This window comes from Bartonella chomelii (genome assembly GCF_014138465.1).
Classification (GTDB): domain Bacteria; phylum Pseudomonadota; class Alphaproteobacteria; order Rhizobiales; family Rhizobiaceae; genus Bartonella; species Bartonella schoenbuchensis.
The window spans coordinates 339,322-361,274 of record NZ_JACJIR010000002.1 but is presented as its reverse complement, the minus strand read 5'-3'; the positions used below and the strand labels follow the sequence as shown (position 1 = coordinate 361,274).

7 protein-coding genes, 1 tRNA gene and 1 pseudogene are annotated in these 21,953 nt (G+C 39.0%); 5 read left to right on the top strand and 4 right to left on the bottom strand.

The genetic code is table 11. From position 1 onward, the window contains the following. Nucleotides 1–23: 23 nt before the first annotated feature. Nucleotides 24–2,324: an NADP-dependent malic enzyme gene (locus GGR10_RS03875; RefSeq protein ID WP_182479993.1), complete on the bottom strand. Its 2,301-nt coding sequence runs from the start codon at nucleotides 2,322–2,324 to the stop codon at nucleotides 24–26. Nucleotides 2,325–2,536: 212 nt separating this feature from the next. Here GGR10_RS03875 and mutS point away from each other — a divergent pair, with 212 nt between their 5' ends. Next, complete coding sequence (gene mutS, locus GGR10_RS03870) at nucleotides 2,537–5,263, top strand: DNA mismatch repair protein MutS (RefSeq protein ID WP_182479992.1); 2,727 nt, start codon at nucleotides 2,537–2,539, stop codon at nucleotides 5,261–5,263. A 622-nt stretch (nucleotides 5,264–5,885) separates the two neighbouring features. Here mutS and ilvD read toward each other — a convergent pair. From ilvD to GGR10_RS03855, 3 genes and pseudogenes are all read right to left on the bottom strand, one after another. After that, on the bottom strand, nucleotides 5,886–7,724 hold the full coding sequence (gene ilvD / locus GGR10_RS03865; protein WP_182479991.1) for a dihydroxy-acid dehydratase: 1,839 nt from the start codon (nucleotides 7,722–7,724) through the stop codon (nucleotides 5,886–5,888). Nucleotides 7,725–8,483: 759 nt separating this feature from the next. Then, nucleotides 8,484–8,559 (bottom strand) — tRNA-Ala (locus GGR10_RS03860). A 125-nt stretch (nucleotides 8,560–8,684) separates the two neighbouring features. Beyond that, nucleotides 8,685–9,065 (bottom strand): annotated as a pseudogene (locus GGR10_RS03855) (TIGR02300 family protein). Between the two features lie 189 nt (nucleotides 9,066–9,254). Between GGR10_RS03855 and aroA the strand changes: the two are divergent. The 4 genes from aroA (at nucleotide 9,255) to GGR10_RS03835 (ending at nucleotide 21,874) form a co-directional block, all read left to right on the top strand. Continuing rightward, nucleotides 9,255–10,583 (top strand): 3-phosphoshikimate 1-carboxyvinyltransferase, encoded by a 1,329-nt coding sequence (aroA, locus tag GGR10_RS03850; RefSeq protein WP_182479990.1) that lies wholly within the window; start codon nucleotides 9,255–9,257, stop codon nucleotides 10,581–10,583. Then, on the top strand, nucleotides 10,580–11,227 hold the full coding sequence (cmk, locus tag GGR10_RS03845; RefSeq protein WP_182479989.1) for a (d)CMP kinase: 648 nt from the start codon (nucleotides 10,580–10,582) through the stop codon (nucleotides 11,225–11,227). Before aroA ends, cmk begins: the two co-directional genes overlap by 4 nt. 136 nt (nucleotides 11,228–11,363) lie before the next feature. Then, the gene (rpsA, locus tag GGR10_RS03840) at nucleotides 11,364–13,064 is read left to right on the top strand and encodes a 30S ribosomal protein S1 (protein WP_010703244.1); all 1,701 of its coding nucleotides are present in this window, start codon (nucleotides 11,364–11,366) and stop codon (nucleotides 13,062–13,064) included. 218 nt (nucleotides 13,065–13,282) lie between these two features. Continuing rightward, a complete protein-coding gene (locus GGR10_RS03835) occupies nucleotides 13,283–21,874 on the top strand; it encodes a GH36-type glycosyl hydrolase domain-containing protein (protein WP_182480093.1) in 8,592 nt (2,863 codons plus the stop codon). Nucleotides 21,875–21,953 lie beyond the last annotated feature (79 nt).

Genomic DNA, 21,953 nt, shown 5'->3' with positions numbered 1-21,953 from the left:
TCTTAAAATTTCAGTTTTTTCTCTCAAACAATTTTTGCTGCATGATAAGCCGCTAGTGTTGCAATATTGACAATATTTGTGTCGTGTCCACTAAACGGCACAATTTGGACAGATTTTTTCAACCCAATTAAAATGGGGCCAATAATAGTTGCTTGGCCAAGCTCTTGTAACATTTTACTTGCAATTGAAGATGAATGATATCCAGGCATAACCAAAATATTAGCAGGCTCTGTTAACTTCATAAAAGGATATTGCTGCATCAATTTTGGATTGAGTGCTACATCGGCACTCATTTCTCCATCAAATTCAAAATCAACCTTACGTTCACACAAAAGATCAACAGCATCTTGAATATGCTGAGTAACCTGCCCTTTCATATACCCAAAGGTAGAGAATGCTAAAAACGCTACCCGTGGCTGATACCCCAACCCACGAACAAAAGAAGCCGTTTGTTCAGCTATGTCGGCAAGTTCTTCAGCGCTAGGATGTTCATAAATAGCTGTATCAGCAATAAATACAGTTCGTTCACGACAAATAGCCATTGAGATACCAAGCAGCCGTTCTTTTGGTTTTTCATCAATTACCCGGCGTATATCCATTAAAGCTGTTTCATAATTTCGTGTTACCCCTGTAATCATCACATCAGCATGGCCCAATGCTACCATACAAGCGGCAAAATAATTGCGATCATTATTAATGCGGCGATGACAGTCTCTCAACAACCAACCTTGACGCTGCATTTTTTTATAAAGATAATCAGCATAAGCATCCGTATAATCGGATAGCTTAGCATTAACAATAGAAATACCCTCACGTTCAAGATCAATTCCAGCAACAACAGCAGTATCTTTAATCTGTTCTTCACGGCCAATTAAAATTGCCTTGCCCAATTTTTGATGAACATAAGAAACTGCTGCACGCATCACTTGTTCTTCTTCGCCTTCTGCAAAAACAATTTGTTTTGGCGCTTGACGAACACGATTGTAAACACCACGCATCATGGATGCAATAGGATCGCGCCTAGCATTTAAATCACGCTCATAAGCCTCTAAATCATCAATATGCTTCCTTGCAACACCACTCTCCATTGCTGCTTTTGCCACTGCAATTGAAACAACTGTAAGCAAACGTGGATCAAATGGAACGGGAATAATATAGTTTGGGCCAAATTTTAGCCGATTGCCATGGTAAGCTTCTGCAACGCTATCTGGCACATCTTCATGTGCTAAACCAGCAATAGCTCTTGCTGCAGCAATCTTCATACTTTCATTAATAACTGTCGCACGCACATCAAGCGCACCGCGAAATATATATGGGAAACAAAGAACATTATTAATTTGATTGGGATAATCTGATCGACCTGTTGCTATAATAGCATCATCGCGTACTTGCATAACCTCTTCAGGTGTAATTTCAGGATCGGGATTGGCCATAGCAAAAATGATTGGTCGTGGAGCCATTGACTTGACCATTTCACGAGTTAATGCACCTTTAACTGAAACTCCGAAAAATATATCAGCCCCTTCCATTGCTTCGGCAAGACTACGTTTATCTGTCTTTGTAGCATGAGCAGACTTCCACTGATTCATCCCCTCTTCACGACCTTCATAGACAACACCTTTAGTGTCACATAATATAATATTTTCAGGCCGAAAACCCATTGCTTTGATGAGCTCAATACAAGCAATCCCCGCAGAACCAGCGCCATTGCAAACCAACCGCGTATTCTTCATATCACGCCCAGTTAAATGCAAAGCATTGAGAACACCAGCAGCTACGATAACTGCTGTTCCATGTTGATCATCATGAAAAACAGGAATGTTCATTATCTCGCGCAAACGGCTTTCGATAATAAAGCAATCAGGCGCCTTAATATCTTCAAGATTAATGCCCCCAAAAGATGGCTCCAAATGACGCACTAGATTGATAAAACTTTCTGTATCGTTTGTGTCAATTTCTAAATCAATCGCATCGATATCTGAAAAACGCTTAAAGAGTACCGCTTTTCCTTCCATCACTGGCTTAGATGCCAGTGCCCCTAAATTCCCTAAACCTAAGATAGCAGTCCCATTTGATATAACAGCAACAAAATTGCCTTTTGCTGTATAATCATAAGCCAGTGCTGAATCGTAAGCGATTTCTTTAACCGGAACAGCCACACCCGGCGAATAAGCAAGTGCTAAATCACGCTGAGTTGCCATAGACTTTGTTGCAACAATTTCAAGCTTTCCTGGCCGACCACGACTATGAAAATCAAGAGCCTCTTGCTCGCTTGCACTATAAGCTTTTTTATGCACTTTTTGACCCTGTTCACTTTTTTTCATCTGACTTATTTTTCTCCAAAAACAGTATATATTCTGCTTACTAACAAGTGCAACTACTTGATTTTAAAGTTTGATTCATATGCTAAAAATCGCTATGTTTTCATTAAATAGACAATTTACTATACGTTTCAATTTAGAGATAATGAAGATCTGCATTGAAGTAAATAAAAAAGGGCGTAAAAACCTATATCAAAGGAAATGGGCACGTCAAAATGACAGAAAAGGCTGAATATAAAAATAATTTAATCCCACAGTCTGCAACTGCACATCAAGATCGCCTTACACCCATGATGGAGCAATATATAGAAATCAAGGCAGTCAACAGCGATTCTCTCCTTTTTTATCGTATGGGTGATTTTTATGAATTATTCTTCAATGATGCAATTGAAGCTTCACAAGCTTTAGGAATCACTCTCACAACACGTGGCAAACATTTAGGCGAAGACATTCCCATGTGTGGTGTCCCTGTTCATTCTGCAGATGATTATTTGCAAAAGCTTATCGCTCGTGGCTATCGTGTTGCTGTATGTGAACAAACAGAAGACCCTGCAGAAGCAAAAAAGCGCGGCTCAAAATCCGTTGTTCAGCGTGATGTTGTACGCCTTGTTACACCCGGAACCATAACAGAAGAAAAACTCCTTGATCCAACGCGCGCAAATTATTTGATGACACTTGCTCGCACCAGAACCCATGATAGAAAAGAATTTGCCCTTGCTTGGATTGATATTTCCACGGGCATATTTCGTGTTACACAAAGTCACCATGAAAAGCTTTTGACAGATATCATGTGCGTAGATCCACAAGAAGTGATCGTAGCTGACTCATTTTTCCATGATCCATCACAAAAATCGCTCTTTAATGCTCTTGGTCGTATTGTCTCACCTCAACCACTTAGCCTTTTTGATACAATAACCGCTGAACATGATATTTGTAATTATTTTAAACTATCAACTCTTGAAGGCATTGCAGACTATTCACCTGCAGAACTTTCAGCAATCGCAGCAGCCATCCGCTATATTGAAAAAACGCAAATCACTCATCGCCCCCCTCTTATGCGACCTGAGCGTCAAAATGAAAGTGCCACCCTTTTTATTGATGCAGCTACTAGACTTAACCTTGAACTTATTCGCACCACATCTGGACAACGCGACGGGAGCTTACTAAAAACTATCGACCGCACTGTCACAGGAGGTGGTTCACGTCTTCTTGCTGAGCGCTTAGTTTCCCCGCTTACTACTCCTGAAATCATTGATAAACGTCTTGATTCAATTACCTTTTTTCTGAGCAATACTTCCCTTGCAAAAGCTATCCGTCTTATTTTAAAAGGGGGGGCAGACATGCCGCGTGCAGTTTCACGCTTAGCTCTTGGCCGAGGAGGACCACGTGATATAGCCACAATTCAGCGTGGTTTTGAAATTATTAATGAACTTAATCAGCTTCTGAGCAATGAATTGCCTCCTCAAGAAATAGGTGACGTACGAGAAATATTCTCACATTTACCCATTTCTTTGCATGTTCAATTAGAAAAAGCATTAGCCGATGATCTGCCTCTTCTTAAACGTGATGGTGGTTTTATTCGTCCTAATTATCATCAAGAATTAGATGAAACGCGCAGTTTACGTGACGAGTCCCGTCGTATCATTGCTGAACTTCAAGCACAATATGCTCAAGAAACAGATATTAAAACACTCAAGATTAAGCATAATAACATTTTAGGATATTTCATTGAAGTCACAAGCTTACAAGCTTCAGCTCTCACAAATAACCCGCAATCAAAAGAACGTTTTATCCACCGGCAAACAATGGCAAGCGCTATGCGCTTTACTACAACAGAGCTTGTTGAACTTGAAAGTCGTATTGCTCACGCAGCAAATCACGCAATAACGCTTGAATTAGAAATTTTTGATACACTTGTTAATGAAATTACCGCACACGTTGATTTCATTCGTAAAGCCTCTGAAGCGCTTGCTGTTTTAGATGTATCTGTTGCTTTAGCTCATTTAGCTGAAGAACAAGGATATTGTCGTCCCAAAATTGACGATTCGCTTACCTTTCAGATCACTGGTGGACGTCACCCCGTTGTAGAACAAGCATTACGAAAACAAGCAACAGAATCATTTGTTGCTAATGATTGCGATCTCTCTGCACAACAAGACCATCAATATGCAGCAATTTGGTTATTAACAGGCCCAAACATGGGAGGAAAATCAACCTTTTTACGGCAAAATGCTCTCATTGCTATTATGGCACAAATGGGCTCCTTTGTTCCAGCTGCTTCAGCTCATATTGGTGTTGTTGACCGTTTGTTTAGTCGTGTTGGTGCTTCCGATGATCTTGCACGGGGGCGTTCAACTTTTATGATGGAAATGGTTGAAACAGCAACCATTCTCAATCACGCTAGTAACCGTTCTCTCGTTATTCTTGATGAAATCGGGCGGGGTACATCAACCTTTGATGGCCTCTCAATTGCTTGGGCAGCCGTTGAATATCTTCATGAGGTAAACCACTGTCGTGCCATCCTTGCTACACATTTCCATGAAATGACAGCGCTGACTAAAAAACTCAATCGTCTTCATAATGTAACAATGAAAGTCAAAAATTGGAATGGTGATGTGGTCTTTCTGCATGAAGTCACTAAAGGAGCTGCTGACCGATCCTATGGTGTACAGGTTGCAAAGCTTGCAGGACTTCCCACAGCAGTTATTGCTCGTGCTACAGATGTTCTACAACAATTAGAAAAAGGTGAAATGGCTGGAAAAGGAAACAAATTAATTGATAACTTACCGCTATTTTCTCCTCAAACAACATCACCTACAACTGAAGAAACAGACAAATATTATGCAATTAAAGAAGCTTTAAATAATATCCACCCTGATGAATTATCACCTAAGGCTGCGTTAGAAGAGCTCTATCGCCTTAAACAGCTGAATGCACAATGAATTTTCTAATAAACTGTAGCAAGATTTCTTATCATTTACTTAAGCATATTTTTAAAAAAAGCTTTATTTGGATTTAAATCCTTTTGATTTTTCTCCTTTTAGGATTCATAATTTTTTATTTGAAACATGAACAATCTAACAAGTAAACTTCACTTTTCTGATTTTTCCTTACCAACAATATTAAGTGATTTAGTTATCAGTACTATGGTGCATTAGTTTCTTTGGTAAACACTCTTACCTTGTCAAGATAACCTTCAAATATACCACTCTATTCATTCCCCATTTATGCTTATAACTCATTGTATTATTATTGCTTTTTGTTACGATCAGCATAACTTATAGATAAGTGTAAATTGATTTCATCCCTTAACTGCAGATCTTCTTTTGGCATTTTAGTAGAGCTTATTTATAGTATTGTTTGGGATAACTTTTTGCTCTCTATGACTTAGAGAAACTACAGTAATCAAAAATTACATCATTACATTTTTTGATCCCTCTAAGCTTTAATCAAAATAGTTCATAACTCTCCCCTCTACCAATGAGTGACAATTCGAAAAATTATGAAATAATTAAAGTTTTGATCAATTTTACTTATCTGCACTAAACTTAAATTTTACTTAAATCAAATACTACGAACCGCGCCTTTAGCGGCAGAAGTAGTCATAGCTGCATAAGCTTTTAGAGCTTTTGAAACCTTACGTTTACGTTCTTCAACCGGTTGCCAAGCAGTGTTTCCTTTTTCTTCCATCTTGGCACGACGGCGCACAATCTCAACATCATCAACCATCAAATGAATGATACGGTTTGGAATATCAATCTCTATGATATCGCCCTCTTCCACTAAAGCAATTGTGCCTCCTTCAGCAGCTTCTGGTGAAATATGACCGATAGAAAGCCCTGAAGACCCCCCCGAAAAGCGACCATCTGTTATAAGTGCGCAAACCTTCCCTAATCCTTTAGATTTAAGATAGCTCGTTGGATAGAGCATTTCTTGCATTCCAGGCCCACCACGTGGACCTTCATAACGGATCAAAACAATGTCACCTGGATTAATTTTATCAGCCAAGATTGCTGAAACAGCTGAATCTTGACTTTCAAAAATCCGTGCAGGACCTTTAAAAGTTAAAATCGACTGATCAACACCTGCGGTTTTCACAATACAACCATCTTGTGCAAGGTTCCCATAAAGAACCGCCAACCCTCCATCTTGCGAATAAGCGTGTGCAATATCACGGATGACACCTTTTTCACGATCAAGATCAAGAGTATCATAACGAGATGCTTGGCTAAAAGCTATCTGTGTTGATACACCACCTGGTGCCGCACGATAGAATTCATGAATATTTTTTTCATTGGTTTGTTTCACATTCCATCGACACAGAGCTTCTTTCATCGTTTTTGCATGAACCGTGTAAGTTGATGTATCGATAAGTCCGGCTGCATCTAATTCACCCAAAAGCCCCATAATACCACCAGCGCGATGAACATCTTCCATATGAATATTAGCAATAGCAGGTGCAACTTTGCACAAAACAGGAACACGGCGTGAAAGACGGTCAATATCAGCCATGGTAAAATCCACCTTGCTTTCTTGCGCTGCTGCTAAAAGATGCAGCACAGTATTAGTTGATCCGCCCATAGAAATATCTACAATCATTGCATTTTCAAAAGCCTTGCGTGAAGCGATAGAACGCGGCAAAACTGTCTCATCATCTTGTTCATAATAACGCTTTGTTAATGTAACGATACACCGGCCTGCCTCTTCAAAAAGCTGCTGACGATCTGCGTGTGTAGCTAACATAGATCCATTTCCAGGAAGAGAAAGTCCTAATGCTTCTGTAAGACAATTCATAGAATTGGCAGTAAACATGCCTGAACAAGAGCCACATGTAGGACAAGCGGCGCGTTCCATTTCAGAAACTTCTTCCTCTGAATTACGATCATCAGCCGCAACAATCATTGAATCAACTAAATCAACAGTAATATCCTGATCTTTCCATTTAATCTTGCCAGCTTCCATAGGACCACCTGAAACAAAGATTGTTGGAATATTTAACCGTAAAGAAGCCATCAACATGCCAGGCGTAATTTTGTCACAATTAGAAATGCAAACAAGAGCATCTGCACAATGGGCATTGACCATATATTCAACAGAATCAGCAATGATTTCACGGGAAGGTAAAGAATAAAGCATTCCATCATGCCCCATAGCAATCCCATCATCGATAGCAATGGTATTAAATTCCTTCGCAACACCACCAGCAGCAGCTATTTCTTGTGCAACAAGTTGCCCAAGATCTTTCAAATGTACATGCCCTGGCACAAATTGTGTGAAAGAATTCGCAATTGCAATAATGGGCTTACCAAAATCCGTATCTTTCATTCCTGTTGCACGCCAAAGACCACGAGCCCCTGCCATATTGCGTCCATGAGTTGATGTTCTTGAACGATAAAAAGGCATTATTTCTTTCCTTGAATAATTAAAATTCTTCTCTGTTGTGCTGCACCCTAATTATAAAGACAAGAATTTTAGCGCTAAAAACAAAATATTGTTCTACTGAAGCATTTGAATCTCTAAAAGACTAATATTCTTTATAAAATTCAATTTAATAGCTGTTATTTATTCATAATCAATAAGATTATCCTATGTATTACTTCTTTAAGTTTGATTAAATATAACAATAACTTACAAGAACTAAATAAAAGCACAACCAGACAATAATAATAACCAATATCAATTAAATTCATGATAAATAAAATTTAAATCATGAATTTATAATGTATAATGCATTGATTTTATTATTTTTTCTTGAAGACAAATTCAAATCCCATTGCTATTTTGATATGTGCTGTGCATTATGAATCATGAAGTTAGCATTATTTTCAGTTTATGGATCTAATTTTACACCACTCTTGAGATCTTTTATTACAGGCTATAATCCAATCAATGGCTTTTTTATAATGCCTTCGAGCAATAATAGAGTTTTTGTTTAGCGAATAGTTTATTTTACTTTGCTTTTATTAAACTTTCATTTTTATGGCTGTTAAAAATTCAAAAAGACATAGAATGAATGAGTGCAAAATAAACATATTACAAACTCTATTGAATAAACCTCTTAAAAAAGAGATTTACCACAAAAACCACAGTGTCTTCTTAACCGATGTATAAATCTTCTTTCCAAATATTTGCGTTATATTGAGAAAAACACCCCGACCTTTTTGGTGGAGCTAAGCGGGATCGAACCGCTGACCTCTTGCATGCCATGCAAGCGCTCTCCCAGCTGAGCTATAGCCCCATAAAAGACACCCTCTCTTCCCAAAAGGAAGATTAACAATCTAATAAGATTCCTAAAACGAGAAAAATCGAAGATCAAGAAGAATTTGTCTTCAACAAAACGAATACTGAATCTTCTCGTTTCTTTTAAGTACCATCATCGTCTGGAACACTACCACCAATAATGTCGGTTACATCGTCATCCTCATCGCTTTCAGTGTGCGATAAAAATGTATCGTCGTCATCCCCGAGATCCATATCATCATCTTCCAAAATAGGGAGATCATCATCCTTAGAATCGTCAACATCTTCTTCCAGCAACATAAAAGCAGACTTTTCAAGTGCTGTATCCAGCTCTTCAGTGTCAACTTATTCTTCGCTACTGGCTTCAGCTGCGGCAACCTCAAAATAAGAGCGCGGATAAGAAAGCCCTGTATAAGGTGATACAATAGGATCACGATTAAGATCATAAAATTTCTTTCCCGTTTCCGGGTCAACACGTTTGGTTCCAAGTTCCTGTTTTGCCATGGACCGTGCCTCTTTTTTGGTTAGCTACAATTTCATTTAAAAACGAATTTAAGGTGCTTAAGCGAAAAACAATGTATTTGTCAAAGATAAATGCATCGTTTCACACGGATTTTCTCATGACGCTTATTAAAGCGTGTGCTAAAGAACACTTAATTTTGTAAAATTTAGATTAAAATTAATAAAGCTTCTATGCAAAACGCAATACCCGCAACAGCTCAAAAATCTACCAATCTTTCTGGTACGATCAAAATACCAGGCGATAAATCAATCTCTCATCGATCTCTCATATTAGGGGGGCTTGCAAATGGTGAAACACATATTCACGGGCTTCTTGAAAGCGATGACATTTTGCAAACAGCTGCTGCTATGCAAGCTATGGGTGCCCATATTCGTAAGGAAAATAATCTCTGGGTCATTCGCGGAACTGGGAATGGCTGCCTTTTGCAAGCGCAGACATCTTTAAATTTTAAAAATTCTGGAACAAGCGCTCGCTTGATTATGGGAATGGTCAGTTCTTATCATATGAAAACAACTTTTACTGGCGATTCTTCTCTATCTAAACGTCCAATGAAGCGTATCCTTGACCCTTTGTGTTTAATGGGCGTTTCAGTTGAAAAAATGTGTGATGATCATTTGCCTTTAACGCTTTATGGTCCTAAAATGGCTAACCCAATTTATTATCATGTACCAATAGCTTCTGCCCAAGTTAAATCAGCAATTCTTCTTGCAGGTCTTAATACTCCTGGTATTACTACTGTTATTGAACCAATCCTCACCCGAGATCACACGGAAAAAATGTTAAAAGCATTTGGTGCTGAACTTGAGATAGAAACAGATAAAAAAGGTACACGTTTCATTCATCTGAATGGCCAACCACATCTTACTGGACAAATTATAGATGTTCCAGGGGATCCTTCCTCTGCTGCCTTTCCACTCATTGCAGCCCTTCTTGTGGAAGACTCCGATATCATTATTGAAAATGTTCTCATAAACAACTCTAGAATCGGTCTTATCCAAACATTGTGGGAAATGGGAGCTAAGATTGATCTTTTAAATCAACGCCAAACAGGCGGAGAGGATATTGCCGATCTACGGGTCAGATCATCAATATTAAAAGGCATAACTGTACCTAAAGAGCGAGCCCCATCAATGATTGATGAATATCCCGCTTTAGCAGTAGCAGCAGCCTTTGCTGAAGGTAAAACAACTATGCTAGGAATTGAAGAATTGCGTGTTAAAGAATCAGACAGGCTTTCTGCCATTGCCCAAGGATTAAAAATCAACAATGTCGATTGTGAAGAAGGTGTAGACTTCCTTGTTGTCCATGGACAAAATTCAACAAAAAGCCTAGGAGGTGGATGCGTTACAACATATCTTGATCATCGAATTGCAATGTGCTTTCTTGTCTTTGGATTGGCATCAGAAAAACCTGTAACCGTCGATGATACACGAATGATTGCCACCAGCTTTCCAGAGTTTATCCCCTTAATGCACCAACTTGGAGGTCAAATTCTTTGAAACCGTTTGTCATTGCAATTGATGGCCCAGCAGCCTCTGGTAAAGGAACATTAGCCCGTAAAATTGCAACCCATTATCACCTTTACCACTTAGACACTGGTCTAACCTATCGTGGTGTTGCTTATGTACTTTTACAGCAAGGATTGGCTCTTGATGATGAAACCAGTGCTATCACATACGCCACAAAGCTTGATTTTAACACTTTAGATTCAAATCTTCTCACTTCTCATGAAATTGGCGAAGCGGCTTCAAAAATAGCAACCATACCAGCTGTGCGCGAAATTCTTGTTGCAAAACAACGCAATTTTGCCAAAACCCTGCCAGGCAGCGTGCTTGATGGCCGTGATATTGGCACTGTTGTCTGCCCTGACGCAAATATAAAATTCTACGTTTTTGCAAATGCTCAAACACGCGCAAAACGCCGCCATCAAGAAATTTTAAAAAAAGGAGCACAAGCAGATTATCATGAGATCCTTGCTAATCTTAAACAACGCGACAAACGTGATTTAACCCGCAAACAAAGCCCTTTAAAACCAGCAAAAAACGCCCACTTGCTTGACACGTCAGAATTGAGTATAGAAGAAGCATTAACAGCTATGTGTACCTTTATTGATCCTGTCATAAAAGCTCATACCGTTAAATAAAATCATCCTGGTAATTCCAGCTTAGCGCTAATTTTTCTTTCCTGTATTAAAGATAAGAAATCATGGAATTACCCCATATTAACACTAACCCAGCGCTTATACCTCTTTAAATAAAGGTATATATTTAGGAGTTCTTATGTCACAATATAATCCCACAACAGCGGATTTTGAAGCTCTTTTAATGGAATCCTTTCAAACCAACGATCTTACTGAAGGATCCGTTGTGAAAGGTCGTATCATTGCAATCGAAAAAGACATGGTCATTATCGATGCTGGCCTTAAAGTAGAAGGACGTATTCCACTTAAGGAATTTGGCACAAAAGGTAAAGACGGTTCCTTGCAAGCTGGTGATGAAGTTGAAGTTTATGTTGAACGCATCGAAAATGCGATGGGTGAAGCTGTTTTATCACGCGAAAAAGCACGTCGTGAAGAAAGCTGGACTCGCCTTGAAGAAAAATTCAATGCCGGTGCGCGTGTAGATGGAGTTATCTTTAGCCAAGTTAAAGGTGGATTTACAGTCGATCTTGATGGTGCCATTGCTTTCTTACCCCGCAGCCAAGTTGACATTCGCCCTATCCGCGATGTTGCACCTTTAATGCACAATCCACAATCTTTTGAAATTCTAAAAATGGATCGTCGCCGTGGTAATATTGTTGTTTCACGCCGCACCGTCTTAGAAGAAAGCCGTGCTGAACAGCGTTCAGAAATTGTTCAAAATCTTGAAGAAAATCAAATTGTTGAAGGTGTGGTTAAAAATATTACCGATTATGGTGCCTTTGTTGATCTTGGTGGAATTGACGGCCTTTTGCATGTTACCGACATGGCATGGCGGCGTATTAATCACCCATCTGAAATCCTTACAATGGGTCAAACTATTAAAGTTCAAATTATTCGCATCAATCAGGACACGCACCGTATTTCACTTGGGATGAAGCAACTTGAAAATGACCCCTGGGATAGCATTAGTGACAAATATCCAGTTGGTAAGAAAATTACAGGTGCTGTTACAAACATTACAGATTATGGTGGTTTTGTTGAAATTGAACCAGGAATTGAAGGGTTAATTCATGTCTCTGAAATGAGCTGGACGAAGAAAAATATCCATCCTGGAAAGCTCCTTTCTACGTCACAAGAAGTAGAAGTTGTTGTTCTTGAAATCGACGCTTCTAAACGGCGTATTTCCCTTGGTTTAAAGCAAACATGTGAAAATCCATGGGTGGCTTTTGCTAATAAATTTCCTGTAAATTCACAAATTGAAGGTGAAGTTAAAAATAAGACAGAATTTGGTCTTTTTATCGGCCTTGAAGGTGATGTTGATGGGATGGTACACTTATCTGATCTTGATTGGAACCGTCCTGGTGAACAAGTCATCGAGACTTATAACAAAGGTGATATCGTTAAAGCTGTTGTTCTTGATGTTGACGTTGAAAAAGAACGCATCTCTTTGGGAATTAAGCAACTTTCCTGCGATAAAGTTGGAGAAGCAGTAGCCTCTGGTGAATTGCGTAAAGGTACTATCGTGACCTGTGAAGTTTCCGGAATCAATGAAAATGGCATTGATGTGAAATTAATTGATCACAACCTTGAAACGACTATTCGCCGTTCTGATTTGGCCCGTGATCGTGATGAACAAAACCCTGAACGTTTTGCTATTGGACAAAAAGTTGATGCTTGCATCACCACATTCGATAAAAAAACGAGGAAACTGTCAGTATCCATCAAAGCCTTGGAAATTGCAGAAGAAAAAGAAGCAGTAGCACAATATGGATCAACAGATTCTGGTGCTTCTCTTGGTGACATTCTTGGTGTGGCCTTAAAAAAACAAGAACAAGATTGATAATCTCAATAACTAATACTTAAGACCGCTTATATTTTTGAGCGGTCTTTTTTATCTTTTGCTGGAAACATTTTCTTGACTTTTCAGCGGGCTGACAAAAAAATAAATATTTTCCAATAAAAAACTTATTTTTTTCACTAACCATTCATGACTAGGATAAAATGTTAACAATTCATTAAATAAAGAGAAATTTGCATAATTGAGTGGCAAAGAATATTATGGCACCCACACTATTTTTCATGAAGTGGTTTTCTTCTCAAAAAACAGAAATTTGTTATTTTTCTGAAACCGATTCCCCTATTCGTTCAACTGATAAATCGCAAGAAGAGCTTTACAAATTAGGCCATGATATAGCTTTGGGCAAAAACAATTTTCTTGCCGAATACAAGGGAGAGAGTGATTTTCGCAAACGATTAACTGAAAATGCTAAACTTATTCTCCATGCTTTCCGCATTAGCGATGTTGCCGCGCGTAACAATGAAACTATAGCACCATCTGCTCAATGGCTTATTGATAATCATTACACCATTGATAAAACCATACAACAGTTACGCTGCAATTTTCCAAAAACGCTCACTAATAAACTCTCTCTTGATGAACAAAAAGCAGGAATCCCACGTATTTTTGCTTTAACCTGGCTTTATATTGCCCATACAGATAGCAGTTTCTCACAAGAAACCCTTACAGCCATGGTTAATGGCTTTCAGGAAGTATGTAACCTTAAAATTGGCGAATTGTGGGCCTTGCCTTCTGTTATTCGTATGATTTTAATTGAAAATGTTCGTCGTCTCTCATTGCGTATTGAACAAGCACAGCATATGCGTTACCTTGCCAATCAAGTGGCTAACAAAATTACCCTTGCAAAAAATGAGACTGAATTACACAATCTTTTCACTCTTTATGAAAAATTCACTGCTAATTTAACCTTTTCAACTCATTTATTTTATCGCCTGCGGGGTGCATCTGTTGATGTTACAGTGGCACTGACTTGGCTTGAAAAGCAATTACATCATCACGGCAGTAATCCAGAAATTGCAACAGCTGATGAACATACCCGTCAAGCAAAAGACGGTGTGACCATGGGCAATATTATTCGTGCTCTCAAAACTATTGATGACATTGATTGGACAGCGTGGTTTGAAACCGTTAGCTATGTGGACTCTATCCTGCGTCAAAACAGTGATTTTTCTGAACTCGATTCTCATTCACGTAATACCTATCGGCAAGTGATTGAAAAAATCGCACACCGTTCTCCACTCAGTGAATTGGAAGTTACGCAAAAAGTCGTAGAGATGACGCAAACCTTCCTTGAAGATGACGCTCATCAAAATAACTCTTCTATTGGCTGGTACCTTGTCGACAACGGGCGTTATGCCTTTGAAAAAGCCTGTGAATACACTCCATCCCTTTTCATAAGATGGATACGTGCTTACCATCACTTAAAAGTAGGAACAATTGCAATCCCTGTTTCTATTTTAACGCTCATTCTTTTGTTTGCAACTTATACTCTATTACAGATATCCAACCTAGCGCCATGGGTGAATCTTATTTTTACTGCTCTGGCACTCTTTCCTGCCATGGAAGCTTCTTTTTCCTTTTTTAATACTGTTGTTTCATGGTTTATCCCACCAAATCAGCTCATTGGTTATGAATATAAAGAGGGGATTCCTAAACACGCACGTACAATGGTTGTCGTGCCCACTTTAATTACTTCATATGATTATATTGATGAACAAGTGCGTAATCTTGAAGTACATTATCTTTCTAACCCGCAAGGTGCTATTCATTTTGCGTTAATCACGGACTGGGCAGATTCTTCATTAGAAGAAACACAAGATGACCTTGATTTGCTGCATTATGCACAAGAGAGCATAGCTAAACTTAACCGTCGTTATCATCGTGATGACATTCCTTTGTTTTTCCTTCTTCATCGCCGCCGCCTTTACAATGCTAGCGAAAAATGCTGGATGGGGTGGGAACGTAAACGTGGTAAGCTTCATGAACTCAACCTTTTACTACGAGGAAATCAAAATACGAGCTTTTACACTCCAGATCCACGCCTTCCTGTAGATTGTCGTTTCGTTATGACCCTGGATTCAGATACACGTTTAACACCTGAAGGGGTTACTAAACTTGTTGGCAAGCTCAACCACCCACTCAATCATCCCGTTTTTGACCCCCAAAATGGAACAATTGTAAAAGGCTATAGCATTTTACAACCGCGTATTACACCTTCTCTTACAACAGGAAAAGAAACCTCAATTTTTCAACAAATTTTTTCTACCAATCGTGGAATTGATCCTTATGTCTTTGCTGTCTCTGATACTTATCAAGACCTTTGGGGAGAAGGAACTTTTACCGGAAAAGGTCTTTATAATATCGATGCATTTGAACAAGCACTTAGTGGAAAAATCAAAGAAAACACTGTTCTTAGTCATGACCTTTTGGAAGGAAGCTATGCGCGTGCAGCACTTGTGAGTAATGTAGAGGTAATTGAGGATTATCCAACAGCCTATAACATTGATGTTGCTCGTCATCACCGTTGGATTCGTGGTGATTGGCAATTATTGCCTTATCTCTTTAAGCGCTGTCAAATTAATCTTATGAATCGTTGGAAGATTCAGGATAATTTACGCCGTTCTCTCACACCACTTACATGGCTAATTGCAGCAATCATGGGATGGTCTATTTTACCGTTAAAGATAGCAACTATCTGGCAAATATTTTTACTGCTCAGTCTATTTATCTCTCCAATTCTAGGTATGCTTCAGGCATTCATGCCATTTAGTCTTGATTATTCTTTGCGTGGACAGCTGAAATTAATTTTGAACAGTATTATTTCAACGACAGCAGAAATACTCCTGAAAACCACCTTTATTGCTCATTCAGCTTATTTTGCAACCGATGCAATCATTCGCACTTTCTATCGCATGTTGATTTCAAAACAACATCTCCTTGAATGGAAAACCTCGGCTGCAACAAAATTAATCCCCAATAGTTTAGGCTTCTATATTCTCACAATGTGGCCAGCATCCCTGATTGGTGCCATTGCCATAGCGCTACCTATATCCTTTTATAGCCCGACAATCTTCATTGCTTTGCCCTTTGGACTGGTTTGGTTTTTCTCACCACTCATTGCGTGGATTGTAAGCCAACCAGCAACATTCCAAGATATGCTTGATATATCTTCAGAAGATGAAAAAGCACTTCGGTGTATTGCACGACGTACGTGGCTTTATTATGCAACTTTTGTCAATGCGCAAAACAATTATTTGCCACCTGATAATTTCCAAGAAGATCCCGAACCCCTTGTCGCTCAGCGTACATCCCCCACCAATATTGGAGTTTATCTTCTTTCCACTATTGCCGCACGTGATTTTGGTTGGATTAGCTTTAAAGATGCTATCACACGCATCAAGCGTACATTAAGTACTCTTGAAAAAATGGAAAAATTCCGTGGTCATCTTTATAATTGGTATGAAACAGACACACTTAAACCTTTATTGCCAACTTATGTTTCAACAGTTGATTCAGGTAATCTTGCCGGTCATTTAGTGACACTCTCTTCGGCTTTAAATGAATGGGCTCAAACACCTGACATGTTTTTACAAAGCGATCCAGCAGGCTTACTTGATGTTAGTGATATTCTTGAAGAAACTTTAAAAGAGATTCCTGATAATCAGCATTTTTCATGCTCTTTATACCAACAGATCGAAGAACACATTGTTTACTTTCGTCGTGTCGTTAGTACTTTCAAAGAAAAGACAGAAACTGTAACTTCATACACTATTAATTTTCCACTCTTAGCTCGTGATATTGCACTCTTAACAGAGGAACTTGATAAAAAAATTCAAACTATAGAATCTGCTCACGCTCTGTCTTGGGCTAAATGTCTTGTGGAAACCTGTGAAGCACATCACCATAATATTACCTATGACTATGATGTCGAAAAACTGCACAAACAATTAAACACTTTAGCGACAAAAGCACGACAAATAGCTTTTGATATGAAATTTGATTTTTTAGAACAACCTGAACGGCAACTTTTGTCTATCGGCTATCGTGTTCAGGAAAATAAACTTGATGAAAGCTGTTATGATCTTCTAGCTTCAGAAGCACGTCTCTCAAGTCTTTTCGCTATTGCCAAAGGCGATATAAAATTCAAACATTGGTTTCATCTTGGCCGTTTACTCATCCCAATTGGTTGGAAAGGTGCTTTACTATCATGGTCGGGATCTATGTTTGAATATCTTATGCCTTCTCTGGTTATGCGTGAACCCTTAGGATCCATACTAGATCAAACTAATCGATTGATTATTCGCCATCAAATACAATACGCCCGTAAACGGGGACTGCCATGGGGTATTTCAGAAGCTGCGTTTAATGCCCGCGATCATTTAATGAATTACCAATATTCCAATTTTGGAGCTCCAAGCCTTGGACTTCAACGCGGTTTATCACGTAATGCTGTTATTGCCCCTTACGCTAGCATTTTAGCTGCGCAATATATGCCAACTCAAGCCCTCATAAATTTAAAACGTTTACGTGATCTTGGCGCTTTAGGAGCCTATGGATATTATGATTCTATTGATTTTACTCCTTCGCGTGTGCCAAAAGGAGAACAATATGCTATCGTGCGTAATTATTATGCGCACCATCACGGCATGTCAATTCTTGCAATTAATAATGTCATTTTTGAAGGACGAATGCGTAACCGTTTTCACAGTGATCCCGTTATTGAAGCTACACAATTATTATTACAAGAAAGAGCCCCCCTTCAAATTCCTATCATTCACGCCAAAGTTGCTAACCCAATGCGCAATGACTCTGGAGAATTTGATGACGCCCCTTTGCGCACTATCACAAACCCGCTTCTCAAACCCCGTGAGACTTTGCTCTTATCCAATGGTCGTTATTCCACAATGCTAACAGCCAATGGTTCCGGCTATAGCCGTTGGCATGATTATGCTATCACACGCTTTATCCCTGATGCATCAGAAGATCAACAAGGTACCTTGTTTTTCCTACGTGATACACAAAATGGACGCTGGTGGTCTGCCACCGGTGAGCCAACACGCATTGTCGAAGAAGAATCAGTCACCATTTTTACAGATGAAAAAGCTGAATATACAAAAATGGTTGATGGTATAAAATCAACGCTTGAATGTCTTGTGGCATCGGAAGGTGATGGGGAAGGCAGGCGCCTTCAGCTTATGAATACAACCAACAAAGATCGCTTTATTGAAGTGACATCTTATGGTGAACTAGCACTAGCAACTATGGAGAGTGTTTGTGCTCACCCTGTTTTTTCACACATGTTTGTAGAAACAGAAATTGCTGATTCAGGTGGAATGATTTTTGCTAAAAGGCGCAAACGCGCTCCTAGTGATCCGGATATTCATATTGCCCATTTTGTCACTGACCCATCTGGAACTATTCCAAAATCAGAAGCTGAAACTGACCGTTGTATTTTTATTGGTCGTGGTCGATCTATTTATCGTCCAGCTGCATTTGATCAAAATGCCCACTTTAGTAACCGTCAAGGCTGTGTTCTTGACCCGATTATCTCAATCCGCTGCTACTTAAAAATTCCAGCACATGAAAAAAGAGAACTTATTTTTTGGACATTTGCTGCTCATTCAAAAGAAACGCTGCAAAATCATATTGAACGTTATCGCCAACCTAATATGTTTCAGCGAGAATTTTCTATAACATGGACACGCTCGCAAGTTTCACTATTTCAAAACAATATCCGCCCCAGAGAAGCTATTGTTTATCAAAAATATGCAACACCACTTATATACCCCGACAGAACATGGCGTCTTCCCTCTAAAACGCTTGCTAATACTCTTGGAAAACAATCTGATCTTTGGCCAATGTCCATCTCAGGAGATTACCCTATTTGTCTTCTCAGAATTGATAGTGAAACGAATATAACTGTACTACGTGACCTGCTTAAAGCACATGAATATTGGCGTATGCGAGGGTTAATTGTTGATATGGTTGTTTTGAATGAACAGGCATTTTCTTACATACAAGACACTCAACGCGCTATTGAATGGACATGTGAATCCTACCGTCGTCATGCCAACGAAATGAATGGAAATAAACACATTTTCACCCTTCAACGTGATCAAATGAATGAGCAAAGTTTCAAGACACTTCTTGCATCAGCCCGCATCATACTTCATGCCCAAAATGGTTCTTTATCTGAACAGCTTAAATGTACAGAAAATATTGATCCCGATCTGATAACTCGCAATCGTAGGCAAGATTTTAATCACAAACTAAATCACAGCAAACATGACAAAAAAAGACAAGCAGAAACGCAAGATGAACAAAATTCATCTATTTCTATTGGTCTTATAGCTCAACAAAAACAATCATCTCCTCTTATCAACGGAAAAGACCTGCGTTATTGGAATGGTTATGGGGGGTTTAATCAACATAATCATTATGTGGTGCATCTTAATGGGCATACCACTACACCACAGCCATGGATTAATGTCATTGCTAATCATAATTTTGGCTTTCACGTATCAGCTGAAGGTGCAATCTTCACCTGGGCTAATAATAGTCGTGATTATCACTTAACCCCTTGGATCAACGATCCTGTTTCCAATCGCCCAGGAGAAGCACTATATCTTGTTGATCGTCTTTCTTTAAAACGTTTTTCTCCAGTCTCTGCTGTCGAATGTGATGACAGTGTTATTTACGAAGCTTGCCATGGTTTTGGATTTTCAACCTTTAAATCCACACATTCCGATATTGTATTAGAACTTACCCATACGCTCGATCGAGAAAGACCTGTTCGTTTTTCGCGCCTTATCATTAAAAATGAAAGCAAAAAACCACGCAGTTTACGTCTTTATAATTACGTTGAGTGGGTTTTGGGTAATGCACGTACAAAATACGCTCCCTTTATCATTCCCTCTTACGATTCCAAACGTGGCGCACATTTTATTCAAAATCCTTATCACATCGAAAGATCTCAACAGGTCACTTTTTTATCAGCATCCGAAATACCAACCAGTGTTACGACTGATCGCACTGAATTTATTGGCTCAACAGGAACAGTTAAACACCCTCATGCCATTTACAAAGCTGAAGAACTTTCAAATACAGTAGAAGCAGGTCGTGATCCTTGTTCAGCATCAACTTATGATATTTATCTATTACCGGGCCAAACAAAAGAGATCATCTTTTATCTTGGTAGTGCTGAAAATAGACAAGAAGCTGAAAAATTGCTGGATCAAGTACACATAGATGATTTTCAAGTTATTCTTGCACAACAAAAACAGCAATGGAATGATTTTGTTTCTCCTTTGCAAGTTAAAACGCCTGATCCTTCTTTTGACATTATGGTCAATCATTGGCTTCCTTACCAAATCTATGCATGCCGCATGATAGCACGTGCAGCTTTTTACCAAGCCAGTGGCGCATTTGGCTTTCGTGACCAGTTACAAGATAGTTTATCTTTGTTATTGCTTAAACCACAATTAGCGCGTGAACAATTATTAAGCGCTGCAGCCCGTCAATTTACTGAAGGTGATGTACAACATTGGTGGTTTCCTGATACTAACGCTGGTGTTCGCACACTCATTTCTGATGACATAGTCTGGCTTGCTTATGGAACAGCCCTTTATGTCAATACTACTGGTGAGCACACATTTCTTGATACTCTTATTCCTTTTATTGAAGGAGCTCCTCTTAAAACAGAACAACATGATGCTTATTTTCACCCCACACAATCGCCAAAAATTGCAACACTTTATGAACATTGTGCCCTAGCTTTAGATCTTACTATTAAACGTTGTGGTCCACACGGTCTCCCACTTATTTTAGGTGGTGATTGGAATGATGGTATGAATTTAGTGGGCATCAAAGGAAAAGGTGAAAGCATTTGGTTGGGCTGGTTTCTTGGCACCACATTACAAGCATTCATTCCCATTGCTAAAAACCGCGGTGACGATAACCATGTAAAAGCTTGGAGCACACATCTTAAACGTTTAACAAAAGCTCTGGAAAAAAATGGTTGGGATGGCGCTTGGTATCGACGTGGTTATTTTGACGATGCAACCCCTCTTGGTTCTCAAATAAATACTGAATGTCAAATTGATGCCATCGCTCAATCTTGGGCTGTAATTTCTAAAATGGCATCTCCCAATCGCCAAAAACAAGCAATGATGTCAATGCTTGATCACTTATGCGATGAACAAGGTAGGCTTATTCGTCTTTTCTGGCCGCCTTTTAATAAAAGCACTCTCGAACCCGGCTACATTAAAGGGTATCCACCAGGTATTCGAGAAAATGGTGGACAATATACCCATGGTGCTATTTGGAGTATTATAGCGCTTGCAGAAATAGGTGAAATAGACAAAGCGTATAACTTATTTTCCATGATAAACCCTATCACCCATGGTCAAAATCCTGAAATTTACCGTGTTGAACCTTATGTCATGGCTGCAGATATCTATGCTGTTGAACCACACCGAGGACAAGGTGGTTGGACGTGGTATACGGGTTCAGCAAGCTGGTTTTATCGTGCAGCAACAGAAACTATTCTTGGGATTCACATCCAAGCAAATCAGTTATTTTTACGCCCACATTTACCCTCCTGTTGGCCTGAATATGAAGTAAAAATGAAATTTTATGAAGCCGTTTATATTATTAAAGTTAAATGGGCTTCAAAAGATACACTCAGTGTTAACAGCACGGAATATGCCAACATTGATGCAAGTATAGAATTACAAAAAACAGGTGTTTATGAGATCATACGTACTCTTAAATCCCCAACTCCTAAAAAATGAAAAGCTTTTTTATACTGTTCACAGTTATAAAGTTGTTATAGTTTTTATATTTTTTATGATGATTATATTGATATGCAAC